Genomic DNA, 13,038 nt, shown 5'->3' with positions numbered 1-13,038 from the left:
TAAATTGCGTTGAGCCTGCGCATCACGCATTTTTAAGCCGCGTTTAACGCGGCTTTGTCTTTTAGCTTCCTCGATAAACGCAAGCTTTTTGATTATTTACTGATAAATTGAAATAAAAAAAGGCCCGAGAGGGTCTTTTTAACTTCAACTAATCAGGAGATTATCATGCGCTCTGTTTCTTTTATTGTACTACTGCTCTGTAGTAGTGTTTTTCACGTTTTTGCGGCGCCCGCGCCAAGCGCGTCGGAGGTACGACCGCTGCTTGAAGGGATGTCTGTGCCCGATGTAAAGGTGACCGATACCGACGGTTCGCCGTTCAGTTTAAAAGCACTATTGATGCAAAAGCCCTCCGTGGTGGTGTTTTATCGCGGCGGTTGGTGTCCCTACTGCAGCGCGCAATTGGCAGGTCTGAAAGACATTGAAAAGCCTTTGACCAAAGCGGGCTATCAAATTCTGGCGGTATCGCCTCAGTCGCTAGCGCAACTGAACGAGCAAAAGCTCGAGGAAACGTTTGCAGCACGGTTATTGTCTGACGCTTCGCTGTCGGCACTGAATGGATTTGGGATTAGCTATTACGTCGATGCCGAAACAGCTAAGAAGTACGATAGCTACAACATCGCGCTTACCAACGACAGTTCAGGTAAACCAGTACTTCCTGCGCCCGCAGTATTTATCGTCGATAAGCAGGGAGTCGTGCAGTTCAGCTATGTAAACCCCGACTACAAGGTGCGTCCTTCACCAAAGCTTATTCTGGCAGCCGCTGAAGCGCTGGTAGAGTAACTCGTCTCGTAGAATTTACTGGCCCTGAATACAGGTTTGACACTGTTGCAGGGCCAGCCTCTCGCAAACCGACTGTGAATGCCTTACACTGGGCCTATATACAGTTAATTTCTTTAAACATCATGCAGTCACTCGCTCATACACCGGTCACTGATCTGAAAAAGGTTGGCGCCAAGGTGGCTGAGAAATTGTCAAAAATTGGTCTCAATACGGTGCAAGACGTGCTGTTTCATTTGCCGTCCCGCTACGAAGATCGCACTCAGGTTTACGAAATCGAAGACTGTAAACCGTTCACGCATGTCAGCATTCAGGGTGAAGTGAAATCTGCCGACATCCAGTACGGCAAGAAACGTATGTTTGTGGTGAAAGTTTCAGACGGAACGGGCACAATCACTTTACGTTTTTTCCATTTCGGTGCTGTTCAGCGCACCATGATGACACCGGGGAATGAAGTTCGTTGCTTCGGTGAAATCCGCACGGGTAAGTGGGGGCTGGAAATGATGCACCCCGAATTCTCGTTAATTGGCGAAGACGACGATGACGTAGAAGAAACCCTGACGCCGGTGTATCCCACCACCGAAGGCGTTAAACAACTCACCTTAAGAAATCTTACCGAACAATCGTTGGCATTGCTGGAAAAGGGCGGCTTAACGGATTTGTTGCCAGACGGCATGTATGAAGGGCAGGTGACGCTGGCCGATGCCCTTCGTCTTGTGCATCGTCCACCACCGGATGTGTCATTGGAGATGATGGAAGAAGGTTTGCACCCGGCACAAAAGAGATTGATTCTAGAGGAGTTGTTGGCACACCACCTCAGCGTGTTGAAGGTTCGCCAGCAAGCCCAAGCCCAACCCGGCATACCTATCAACATAAATCATGACTTAATTGGGAAGTTGCTGGATAGTTTGCCATTTTCGCCCACAGGCGCGCAGCAACGGGTAGTGGCCGACATTCAAAAAGACATGAGTCAACCTTACCCAATGATGCGTTTGGTGCAGGGCGATGTGGGTTCAGGCAAAACATTGGTGGCGGCTTTGGCTGCGTTGTCAGCCATCGGTGCGGGTTACCAGGTTGCGCTAATGGCCCCTACTGAGCTCCTAGCAGAGCAGCACGCCAGTAATTTTCGTGGCTGGCTCGAACCGTTAGGTATCGAAGTCGGTTGGCTCGCAGGTAAACTTAAGGGCAAACCTCGTCAGGAAGTACTCACTCGCCTCGAAAGTGGCAATATTCAAATGCTGGTGGGCACCCATGCTATTTTTCAGGAGCAAGTGGAATACCAACAGCTCGCACTTGTCATTGTGGATGAACAACATCGGTTTGGTGTGCATCAGCGATTAGCGCTGCGTGAAAAAGGCGAGAAGCAGGGCCGTTTTCCTCATCAGTTAATTATGACTGCAACGCCGATTCCGCGAACACTGGCGATGACGGCTTACGCTGATTTGGATACCTCAGTCATTGATGAGCTGCCTCCCGGGCGTTCACCGGTTACCACCGTGGTATTACCCGATACCCGTCGTGGCGATGTGATTGCCCGGGTATACGACGCGTGTCATAACCAGGGGCGCCAGGCTTATTGGGTATGTACATTAATTGATGAATCGGAAGTGTTGCAATGTCAGGCCGCAGAAGATGCAGCCGTAACGCTTCGCACCGCGCTACCGGACTTACGGGTTGGGCTGGTGCATGGTCGTTTAAAGCCGGCCGAAAAGCAGTCTGTGATGGACGAATTTAAGCGCGGCGAACTCGACTTGCTGGTGGCCACTACGGTTATTGAAGTGGGCGTAGACGTGCCAAATGCCAGTATTATGATCATTGAAAACCCAGAACGACTCGGGCTCGCACAGCTTCACCAGTTACGTGGACGGGTGGGGCGAGGCGCGGTGGAAAGTCAGTGTGTATTGATGTATTCGGCACCCTTGTCGAAAACCGCCACTCAGCGACTTGGCGTACTGCGCGAGTCTAGTGATGGATTTTATATTGCCCAAAAAGACCTGGAAATCCGTGGCCCCGGAGAGCTTATGGGCACTAAGCAAACCGGGATTGCTGAAATGCGCATTGCTGATTTGGTGCGTGACGGGCAATTAGTCCCGCAAGTACAGAATATCGCCGAACGGTTATGGCAGGATTACCCGAGTCATGCACAAGCTATCATTAATCGTTGGATTGGATTTAAGGAACAATACGGGAATGCATAACATTTCTGTCTTTATTGCCCCAGCGCAAAGCGAAGATGAAAAAAACAAGCTACAACAGGTAGCAGAGAAATGGTCTTTTCCGGTGATAAGCGAACCGCCAGAAGGTCTTGCAGTAATCGTCGAAGATGGAAAGCTGTCGGTGAAAGATTTTGCTGAACCCAAACAACTTGGGGTTTTTGTAGACTTTCTTTCTGGCAGTAGTTTGTATCGCCAACAGCATGGCGGTGGTAAGAAAGAACCCATTGCCAAAGCGATTGGCGTAAAAGGCGCTGACACACCGACGGTCCTGGATGCCACACCAGGATTAGGCCGCGATGCGTTTGTTCTGGCGTCGTTGGGTTGCCGGGTGGTGATGATGGAGCGTTCACCTGTGGTCGCCGCACTGCTCGACGATGGTTTGTTGCGCTTGGCAGAGCAAGACCGTGAATTTGCCAAGCGATTCCGGTTAATTCACGGTAACAGCATTGAACAAATGGAAGTGTTAAATGAAGAGATTGATGCAGTTTATCTCGATCCAATGTTTCCACATCGGAAAAAATCTGCTTTAGTAAAGAAAGAAATGCGTGTTTTTCAGCAGTTACTCGGCAGCGATGACGATGCGGACGGATTACTGTTACCTGCCAGAACACTGGCAAAACAACGGGTTGTGGTGAAACGTCCTGACTATGCCGAGCCGCTGGCAGGCGTGGCGCCCACCATGGCGATCAAAAGTAAAAAACACCGTTTTGATGTTTATCTATCACCCAAGTAGGAGAGAAGTATGATTAGCGTTGGTAGTACCTTGCCGGAAGTCACCTTTGGCTTGTTAAAGGACGGAAAAACCACCAATCCTCACACCAATGACATCTTTGGTGGTAAGAAAGTCGTCGTGTTTGCGGTACCAGGTGCGTTTACGCCAACCTGTTCTGCGGCCCATTTGCCTGGTTATGTGGCATTGGCGGACAAAATTAAGGCAAAGGGCGTTGACGATATTGTCTGTATATCGGTTAACGATGCGTTTGTTATGGACGCGTGGAAGCAGGCCAGCAACGCCGAAGAAATTACCATGTTGGCAGACGGTAATGCGTACTTCACCAAAACCATTGGTATGGACATGAACACCGGTGATTTCGGCGGCGCACGCAGCGTTCGTTATTCTATGGTGGTGGAAGACGGTGAAGTGACACAGCTATTTGTTGAAGATCCGGGCCGTTTTGAAGTATCTGATGCGGAATCTATGCTTAAAGTCCTGTAATTAATTAATGCCTATCTTATGTAAATCGGTTGTCGACTAATACTTTAGTCGGCAGCTGTTCGCTTTCTTATTCGTAATATACTGAAAATCAAACATTAATAATGCTTTTGAACAATGTTTGTAAGCACTATCTTCGTCATTATTTTTTCTTACTTATTGTGCACTAATCCATTCGTTCTGCTATGCTCGTACTAAGCGTAGTTTGCCTATATATGGTGGGGGTAAGGAAGTACTCCACGGTTTTTCAACCGTTATTCTGCAGCGTATGATCTCGCAGGATGATCAGAAACGCTCGAACGGTCCCAAGGAGGGAATACATGATGAATAAAGGCCAAAAATACGGCGTCTACCTGATATCAAAGTCGTTATCTTCTGATGAAGCCAGCGACGAACAGGTAATGCTGTTTAAACAATTACTACAAACCTGCGGCTACGAGGTTACCGAACTTACTGCAATCGAACAGCTCGAGCAGACATCTAATCAAGATCTGATTTTTTATGACGCCGCCTTGGCGGATGAAAAATTAGGGGCATTTTATCGCTATCAAGGTTATGCCCGTTGGATTCTTTTTAATCTTCAACCTGGTGACATTGACGAGTGCGAAGCAATTATCGCTGGCGTTGAAGGCACGTTCTATACGTCTGATACCCCAGAACTATTGCTTAAAGGGGTCCGTCGCCTGGCGAAAATGGATGTGTGGTTTAAGCGTAATTCAATTAACGAAGCTTTACGTCGTTTGCGTCAGCAAACCCGTAAAGCAAGCGCTGCAATAAATCGCCCTCAGGAATTGTCTAAATCGATGGTGCATCCGAAGCTGACCAAGCGTGAAGTGACCATTATTGAGCTGGTTGCACAGGGTTCGCAAAATCAGGAGATCGCCGACCAACTGCATATCAGCGTCAATACGGTAAAAACGCACATTTACAGTATCTTTCGAAAAACGCACTCAAGAAACCGAATCGAACTACTGTCGTGGTCGCAACAATTCGTAAGTGATTACAGTAGAGTTTAATATGAACAAATGCAAAATCCGGTAGAGAAATCGCCGGATTTTGTTTGTCATAATCTATATTGTGGTACACGTAATAACACGATAGCCTGTATTTATTCGAAACAAGCACAACTCCAATTCAAATCACCTCATTAGCTCATAAGTCACGTTGTAGACCTAGAACTCGATGCTATAACTGCTCGAAGGTATCTTTGCGGAACACGCACTAATACGTGTAACTCATCTGGTAACCATTAGACAAGTGTAGTCAAACAGAGCAAATAAAATCTGCTCTTTTTTAACGAATCAATAATTGTCGGAAAAGCTTTATAGAGAAGAATCCAGTGAAGTCGTTACCCCTGCTAAAAGGTTGACTGTGGAGACTTATTAGCTATTGAAGTGGACAACTGCGAAAATAATGAAAGGTAGAAGGAAAATAAGAGTCCATGTAGGCGTTTTCCTCATCCCAACTATTCCCTGTCAGGTCAAAACTAACCCATTAAATGTATCGCTCATCGTTTTGTGCTTCCATAATCATTTTGTTGTAATTTTAACTGCGTTTGAAAAACGAGCGAATGCGGCTTGCACGTATATGCGAAAAATATGTTTCATAAAAAAGTCGTAATTTGGAAATGTTGCTATGGATCTGTAAAAAACTTTGTGGCAACAATAACCTGCTGTTACCCCTGCTAATACTTGATATGTGGCGATCCTAAAGTGTGCTTACACACACCTAACTATAAAATACATATGGATCAACACTATGAAAAAGAAACTTTCTGCATTGACGTTAGCGATGCTGCCAGCACTTGGAATGGCGGCTCCTACTGAAACAGTAAGCTATGAAGACGATTCTATTATTGTTGTGTATAAAGCTTCAGCGACAGAAGCCGATCGCAATGCTGCAATGGCCCTAATCAATCCAGGTAAAGGAAAGCTTCAGGCCGGTGCTGCGCAAATCAAATCGCTTATGAAGGGCCGTGCTGCCAGCTTAAATATTGGCAACATGGGTGTTAAGAAAGCGATTGAAACTCTCAAAGGCCATCCTGCAATCCTGATTGCAGAGCCTAACTACCGCCTGAAAGCTGATTACGTTCCTAACGACGAAGACTTCGATTTGCTGTGGGGCCTGAACAACGATGGCTCCAACGGTGGCGTTGCTGGTGCAGATATCAGTGCTGTGGAAGCATGGGATATTACTACTGGTTCATCTGACGTTGTTATCGGTGTAATCGACACAGGTGTTGACTACATGCACGAAGATCTTGCAGCCAATGCATGGACCAACCCAGGAGAAATTCCAGGAAACGGTATTGATGATGATGGCAACGGTTACATCGACGACGTTTACGGTATCGACGCAGTAAATGACGATTCGGACCCAATGGACGATCACTACCACGGTACACATGTAGCGGGTACGATTGGTGCTGTTGGTGACAACTCTATCGGTGTTGTAGGTGTAAACCACACTGTTTCTATTGCGGCATGTAAATTCCTCGACGCGAGCGGCAGCGGATATACAGATGATGCTATTGAATGTATTGATTACTTTACTGCGCTGAAGGAAGCCGGTGTAAACATCAAGGCGACAAATAACAGCTGGGGTGGTGGTGCTTACAGTGAAGCCCTGGAAATGTCTATCGAAGCTGGTGTAGCCTCTGACATTCTGTTTGTTGCCGCAGCCGGTAACTCCGGTAGCAACAACGATACTAGTCCGCATTATCCTTCCAGTTATGAATCAGAAGGCGTATTTGCAATAGCAGCAACAGATCGTACTGACGGTGATTCGTTCTACTCGTATGGCCCTACTACCGTAGACTTAGCTGCACCAGGTGTTTCAGTCTACTCAACAATCCCACCTGCATATGGCTATGGCGAGTATGAAACATTGTCTGGTACTTCCATGGCAACGCCTCATGTATCTGGCGCACTGGCGCTGGTATTGGCGGCGAATCCTTCACTGACAACACTGGAAGTGAAAGAGATCCTGATGGAATCAGGTGATGATAACGCTGCCATGGCTGAGAAGATCCTCAGCGGTAAGCGCTTGAACGTTGCTCAGGCTCTGGCAGATGCCGATCCAACACCTCGCTTCGGCTTTGAACCTGTTGTTTCAGACATCGAACTGACAGCAGGTGAAATGGCAGAATTTACCTTCATGGTAACGGCTGTTTCAGACTGGGAAGGCACAGTTGATCTGTCAGTTGCAGATTCATTAGGTACGGCCTACCTGTCTACCACGACTGCGATGCCTGGCGACATGGTAACGCTGTATGTACCAACCACAGAAGAAACGCCTTGGGGCACTTATGCCTTTAGCGTAACAGGTACTTCGGGTGAACTTACTGACTCTGAAAGCTTTAGCTTGTCTGTACTGCCAGTTGGCCTTTACGATGAAACCTTCAGTAATACAACACCAGTAGATATCCCAGACTCAGATCCAGCGGGTATCACGTCGGTAATCACTGTTGATGATGCATCTGTAATCTTCGGTGCTGAAGTGTTCGTCGATATCACCCATACCTGGATTGGCGACCTTATCGTTACACTGACATCGCCTTCTGGTACTGAATACGTGCTGCACAACCGCGAAGGCGGCAGTGCTGACGACATCTACGAAACTTATGAAGTAGAAGGTTTCAACGGCGAAATGGCCATGGGTGACTGGACACTGTTCGTGAGCGACAACGTGGGTTACGACACAGGTACCCTGAACCAGTGGGCGGTTACGCTGACCATGCTTGGCGAAGGTGACACTGAGACTCCGCCTTCTGCAGGCTTTGACTACGCTGTTAGTGATCTGACGGTTTCTTTCACTGATACCTCTACTGACCCTGATGACGATATTACCACTTGGGAATGGAGCTTCGGCGACGGTAGCACTTCTATGGAGCAAAGTCCTGTTTATACTTATGCAGAGGCCGGTTCTTATGAAGTGACACTGATGGTGACTGATTCAGAAGGTCAAACAGACTCAATGATGCAGGTCGTGACTGTTGAAGCAGCACCGGGTGAAAGCGATATCGAAACAATGCTGCGTCGTACTGTAATTCGCGGAAACCGCTATGTTGTTGCTTTCGGCTACAAAGGTGCGGTAGACAGCGAAGTATCTATCTACAAAGACGGCGTGATGATTGGTACTAAACCTGCCTATCGTGGTCGTGGTAGTTATGAAGACCGTGGTCGTGTAGACGGTGCTGAAGGCGCAACCTACAAAGTTTGTGACTCTTCAGGCTGTTCTGCAGAGTTCTATGTTCCATACGAGTAAGCACAAACGTTGATCCCATTGACGTAAATTAAGGCCTCCCTTGTGGAGGCCTTCATCGTTTTAGCCGTTTAACTTCAATATCTGCCACCAGCCCTCTATAATTCGCCCTTTCAATCGGGCGGAATTTATCAGTGATCCAAAAAGACGTAATTATCATCGGCGCAGGGGCGGCGGGCTTATTCTGTGCCGCTGAAGCGGGCAAGCGCGGACGTTCCGTAGAAGTATTGGATCACGGGAAGAAAGTTGGGCGTAAAATTCTTATGTCAGGTGGTGGCCGCTGTAATTTCACCAACATGTATGCAGAGCCGGCTAACTTTTTGTCTGACAACCCGCATTTTTGTAAATCTGCACTTAGCCGCTATACCCAATGGGATTTTATCGCTTTGGTAAGCGAGTACGGTATTCCTTATCACGAGAAAACCTTAGGGCAGCTGTTCTGTGACAATAGCGCCTCCGACATCGTAGATATATTGGTAAGTGAATGTGAGAAAGCCGGTGCAAAGATTACCACACGCTGCGAAATCCTTAGCGTTGAAAAAAGCGATTCCGGATTTGCAGTAAAAACATCGCAGGGCGATTATGCATGCGAGTCGCTGATCATTGCCACTGGCGGGCTGAGTATGCCTAAAATTGGCGCGACGCCCTTCGGCTACAAAATTGCTGAACAGTTCGGCCTTAAAGTGCTACCAACCCGCGCCGGACTCGTGCCGTTCACGCTTCACGATAGTGATAAACAGGCACTGGAGGCATTGAGCGGTATTGCAGTTGATACTTCAGCAACCTGTAATGATAAATCCTTCCGTGAGGCGATGCTGTTTACTCACCGTGGTCTCAGCGGCCCTTCCATGCTGCAGGTGTCGTCGTACTGGCATCCAGGAGATACATTACATATCGATTTACAACCTACCGAAAGTGCGGCGGAGTATCTCACGCAGGCACAAAAAGACAATCCCGATGCCCAGCTTTCAACAGTGCTTGGCCGTTACTATCCTAAGCGTATGGTGCAGACCTTCATCGAGATGAATGACTGGCAAAATGAGCCGGTAAAACGCCTTACTCATAGCCAGATTGAGCAAATTGATTCCACACTTTCCGACTGGCAAGTGGCCCCTAATGGAACAGAAGGGTACCGCACAGCAGAGGTTACCTTGGGCGGCGTGGATACCGACGAGCTATCATCAAAAACCATGATGAGTAAGAAAGTCGACGGCTTATTCTTCATTGGGGAAGTGGTAGACGTAACCGGCTGGTTAGGGGGCTATAATTTTCAGTGGGCCTGGAGCAGTGCCTGGGCAGCAGGGCAGTTTGCTTAAATGAGAAGTCAAAAAAAGTCTGCATTTATTCGAAAGGGTTTGCATTCAACCAAAAAAGAATGAATAAAGATTGCATTTTATTGCTCAGAAAGTAATCTGACACTATGCAGCAAGTTGCGAAGGATCGCAAATGGGAAGAGCAAGAAGGCTTGAAAGTCATGCTGACTTTAGGCGAGCACTAAAGAATGGTCGAGGTATCGGCCAATCATCAAGTTACAAACCTTGGATTCGCACTCAAGATGTCCCTAACATTACTTTTAGTGACAAAATTCAGGGCTTAACAGTAGACCGTGTATTTCACTCTCTTTCTCCGATAGAAGAAGAACTGTTTTATCAGCTCGATTTTCAGAATTCTGTTATTGATATCAGAGAGCAGTTTCCGATCCTTCCAATAGATTTATCGCTCTTGGTATCTCATTTACTCGAGATTGATCACCCTATAATTCCTAAAGTCGTTGGTCGCCCAACAACTGTCATGACGACGGATTTTCTGGTTACGAGAAAAAGTAACAACAAACTTCGATTAGAAGCTTATTGCGTCAAGCCCCTAGATGCGCTCGAAAAAATTCGAACACTTGAAAAGGTGGAAGTTGAACGAGTAATTTGGCAATTGTTAGGCGTCCATTTTCACATTTAATGTTGGTTCGTTTAGCGATGTGATTTCCTACTTCTGAATTTGGTCTAAAGTTGGCAGCCTTACCAGAGGCAATTTGCCAACACAGCTAAACCACTACAAATTAGCCAGTCATTTAAAATAATCCATTAGAGAAGTATAAGCTGTACTAGCTCATCCATGAGCTTTCATCGGTTAACCATCTGTTGACCGCGATAACTCGCTATAAGACTTAATACTATGGCTAAGCGACTCTAATTGCTCTTTTACTAAAGACAGCGCATCGCTGCCCAACAATAGATGGGCTGGCGGCGAAGTCTCCTCCATCAGCTTGAGCATGACTTGTGCCGCTTTGATTGGATCCCCCAATTGTTGACCGCTTTTTTCCACCCGGGCTTTTCGAATCGGATCAAACACCTCATCATAGTCTGGAATGGCTCGAGGCGTGCGAACCATGGAGCGCCCAGCCCAATCGGTACGAAATGAACCTGGCGCAACAGACGTAACAAAAATATTAAACGGGCCGACTTCTTTACCCAAGGCTTCCGAGATTCCCACCAAGGCGAACTTACTGCCACAATAATCGGTAATACCGGCCATGGTGATATAGCCACCCATGGAAGTAATGTTAAGAATACGGCCTTGGCGACGCTGCCTCATATATGGTAAAACAGCTTTCATCATTGCCACAGCACCAAAGACATTCACATCGAATTGACGACGAATTACTGCCATGGTCGATTCTTCCATAATGCCTTCATGACCATAACCTGCGTTATTGACCAAGACATCAATCGCCCCCACTTGAGTTTCAATATCGGCAATAACCCCATCAATCTCATCATATTCAGTGACATCAAGAAGATATCCAATAGCGTTGTCCGAGTCTAAAGCTCGGAATGTTTCCAAATCGACTTGTTTACGCACCGTACCAACGACCCTGTGTCCTGCCAGCAAAGCCTGCTCAGCTAAAGCACGACCAAAACCACTACTCACTCCGGTAATCAAGATAGTTTTACATAATGACATAATATTCTCCTTTGAAAGTAAGGAGTACATATTATTCTCATTAATAACTATAAATTAGACATAAAAATATGGAATGATTGCCTATTCTTATGGAGTGGGATTTTACGACTACGAATGAATAACTCAGCAGGAAATATCATCAACTTAATGCTACAGCTGGCCCCTTTAGAGGGCTATAATCTGACGAACCTGCCTGATGTGCGATTATTAAGGTCAAACAGACCTCTTTCTCGAGCCCCTGTGCTCTATGACCCAGGCATAGTAATTGTCTGCCAAGGAAGCAAGCGCGGTTACTTTGGCGGACAATGTTATGTTTACGATGCAGAGCAATATCTGGCCGTCTCAGTTCCGGTTCCCTTTGCAATGGAAACAGATGCTTCTGCTGAACACCCTTTGCTTGCGATATACATTCATCTGAATTTTAAGCTTGCGGCAGAACTTATGCTGCAGCTTGAACAAAAAGGTTTTGAACCGCCAGATCACTCTCCTAAAAGTATGATTTCAAGTCGAATAGAACCCGCCTTGGTATCTTCAATCACGCGCTTTTTACAGGTATTAAGCAAACCACTCGAAGCTGACATTCTCGGGCCATCATTGTTAAGAGAATTATATTTTCATTTTCTGACTGGAAAACAAGGCAATGAAATACGTTCAGCCTTAGCCATGCAAGGTCAATTCGGTAAGATAAGTCAAGTCCTAAAACACATTCATCTTGAGTACGCGAAGCCAATCAATCTGGCGCAATTGGCAGGAAAAGTTCGTATGAGCATTCCGACTTTTCATACCCATTTTAAAAGCATTACGCAGATGCCTCCCATGCAATATGTAAAATCCGTGCGGCTACATCAAGCAAGAATGCTAATGGCTAGACAATCCATGACAGCCGCATCGGCAAGCTATGCGGTTGGGTATGAAAGCCCTTCTCAATTCAACAGAGAATTTAAACGCCTTTTTGGTTTGCCGCCTGCAGAGGAGGTCAAACGAATGAAAGAGCACTTTACGGTTCCACCGTCTCATATTGATGCTGTGTACGTGTCTTCTCATTAAAGGCGATAAGGTTTTCTTATAGCACCTTTAGAAATCATCTCTCCAGCAGACTTCATGAAGAAGTGCCGAAAGGTAGCAAGCGGCTAGCTGATACAACAGAATTCACTCAGGAAGATGTGGATGACAAGTAAACTGTCCTCCCATAGTGATCGGTAAAATACTGTTGAGTCGCTGCCTGTGTTTCCGTGAACAACAAACTGTGACCCTTGGCTTCGGTAACGCTGCAAATACCGTTCAACAGTACGTCTGGATTTATTGAGGAGCTTAGTGGCATTGGCTATCGTAATTTTACGCTCAGCCACTTTCGCGATGACATCAACTGTCAATTGAGCTTTGGAATTCAACACAATCATCCTTAGCGTTCCTCAAATGCACAAACAAAACATTCAAAGAACACGGTTAAAGACAACCGTCAATTTCCCTTGGTAATTAGCGACTACGACAGAATCGCGTGGTAATTAAAGTACGACAAAATCGCTTGGTGTTAACAAATCCACTTGAATTAGTCGCCACTTAATCTGACCCTGGCATAGGTAGAGCTAAATCAAATCTGACAGTCTCTTG

Annotated in this window: 10 protein-coding genes and 1 pseudogene; 9 read left to right on the top strand and 2 right to left on the bottom strand. The window is 46.5% G+C overall.

Annotated elements, in window-relative coordinates; translation table 11 throughout:
• Positions 1-165: 165 nt before the first annotated feature.
• From ACXAFQ_RS14145 to ACXAFQ_RS14110, 8 genes are all read left to right on the top strand, one after another.
• Entirely contained in the window at positions 166-780 is a 615-nt protein-coding gene (locus ACXAFQ_RS14145; protein WP_474823698.1) for a peroxiredoxin-like family protein, read from the top strand.
• A 122-nt stretch (positions 781-902) separates the two neighbouring features.
• The gene (gene recG / locus ACXAFQ_RS14140; protein ID WP_474823696.1) at positions 903-2,975 is read left to right on the top strand and encodes an ATP-dependent DNA helicase RecG; all 2,073 of its coding nucleotides are present in this window, start codon (positions 903-905) and stop codon (positions 2,973-2,975) included.
• Complete coding sequence (locus tag ACXAFQ_RS14135) at positions 2,968-3,726, top strand: class I SAM-dependent methyltransferase (protein WP_474823692.1); 759 nt, start codon at positions 2,968-2,970, stop codon at positions 3,724-3,726. The genes recG and ACXAFQ_RS14135 overlap by 8 nt, the downstream gene beginning before the upstream one ends.
• A gap of 9 nt (positions 3,727-3,735) precedes the next feature.
• Positions 3,736-4,209 (top strand): redoxin family protein, encoded by a 474-nt coding sequence (locus tag ACXAFQ_RS14130; protein ID WP_474823690.1) that lies wholly within the window; start codon positions 3,736-3,738, stop codon positions 4,207-4,209.
• Positions 4,210-4,526: 317 nt separating this feature from the next.
• Positions 4,527-5,222, top strand: coding sequence for a helix-turn-helix transcriptional regulator (locus tag ACXAFQ_RS14125; RefSeq protein ID WP_474823686.1), 696 nt, complete (start codon positions 4,527-4,529; stop codon positions 5,220-5,222).
• Positions 5,223-5,964: 742 nt separating this feature from the next.
• Entirely contained in the window at positions 5,965-8,472 is a 2,508-nt protein-coding gene (locus ACXAFQ_RS14120) for a S8 family serine peptidase (protein WP_474823683.1), read from the top strand.
• Positions 8,473-8,603: 131 nt separating this feature from the next.
• Complete coding sequence (locus ACXAFQ_RS14115; protein ID WP_474823679.1) at positions 8,604-9,785, top strand: BaiN/RdsA family NAD(P)/FAD-dependent oxidoreductase; 1,182 nt, start codon at positions 8,604-8,606, stop codon at positions 9,783-9,785.
• Between the two features lie 130 nt (positions 9,786-9,915).
• On the top strand, positions 9,916-10,422 hold the full coding sequence (locus ACXAFQ_RS14110) for a TnsA endonuclease N-terminal domain-containing protein (protein ID WP_474823675.1): 507 nt from the start codon (positions 9,916-9,918) through the stop codon (positions 10,420-10,422).
• Between the two features lie 171 nt (positions 10,423-10,593).
• Here the strand turns inward: ACXAFQ_RS14110 and ACXAFQ_RS14105 are convergent, their stop codons facing one another.
• A complete protein-coding gene (locus tag ACXAFQ_RS14105; protein WP_474823670.1) occupies positions 10,594-11,427 on the bottom strand; it encodes an oxidoreductase in 834 nt (277 codons plus the stop codon).
• Positions 11,428-11,541: 114 nt separating this feature from the next.
• Between ACXAFQ_RS14105 and ACXAFQ_RS14100 the strand changes: the two genes are divergently transcribed.
• The gene (locus ACXAFQ_RS14100; RefSeq protein WP_474823667.1) at positions 11,542-12,474 is read left to right on the top strand and encodes an AraC family transcriptional regulator; all 933 of its coding nucleotides are present in this window, start codon (positions 11,542-11,544) and stop codon (positions 12,472-12,474) included.
• Positions 12,475-12,647: 173 nt separating this feature from the next.
• On the opposite strand, the pseudogene ACXAFQ_RS14095 reads toward ACXAFQ_RS14100, so the two are convergent.
• Positions 12,648-12,827: pseudogene (locus tag ACXAFQ_RS14095) on the bottom strand (helix-turn-helix domain-containing protein); the annotation flags it as partial.
• Positions 12,828-13,038 lie beyond the last annotated feature (211 nt).

The organism is Alteromonas sp. ABH2_165 (genome assembly GCF_056159945.1).
Note: the sequence above shows the minus strand (reverse complement) of the source record. Positions and strands in the feature narration are given on the sequence as shown.

Excerpts from the sequence above, each read along its gene's own strand:
- ACXAFQ_RS14145 (WP_474823698.1), top strand. The coding sequence starts at position 166 with ATGCGCTCTGTTTCTTTTATTGTACTACTGCTCTGTAGTAGTGTTTTT.
- recG (WP_474823696.1), top strand. The coding sequence starts at position 903 with ATGCAGTCACTCGCTCATACACCGGTCACTGATCTGAAAAAGGTTGGC.
- ACXAFQ_RS14135 (WP_474823692.1), top strand. The coding sequence starts at position 2,968 with ATGCATAACATTTCTGTCTTTATTGCCCCAGCGCAAAGCGAAGATGAA.
- ACXAFQ_RS14130 (WP_474823690.1), top strand. The coding sequence starts at position 3,736 with ATGATTAGCGTTGGTAGTACCTTGCCGGAAGTCACCTTTGGCTTGTTA.
- ACXAFQ_RS14125 (WP_474823686.1), top strand. The coding sequence starts at position 4,527 with ATGATGAATAAAGGCCAAAAATACGGCGTCTACCTGATATCAAAGTCG.
- ACXAFQ_RS14120 (WP_474823683.1), top strand. The coding sequence starts at position 5,965 with ATGAAAAAGAAACTTTCTGCATTGACGTTAGCGATGCTGCCAGCACTT.
- ACXAFQ_RS14110 (WP_474823675.1), top strand. The coding sequence starts at position 9,916 with ATGGGAAGAGCAAGAAGGCTTGAAAGTCATGCTGACTTTAGGCGAGCA.
- ACXAFQ_RS14105 (WP_474823670.1), bottom strand. The coding sequence starts at position 11,427 with ATGTCATTATGTAAAACTATCTTGATTACCGGAGTGAGTAGTGGTTTT.
- ACXAFQ_RS14100 (WP_474823667.1), top strand. The coding sequence starts at position 11,542 with ATGAATAACTCAGCAGGAAATATCATCAACTTAATGCTACAGCTGGCC.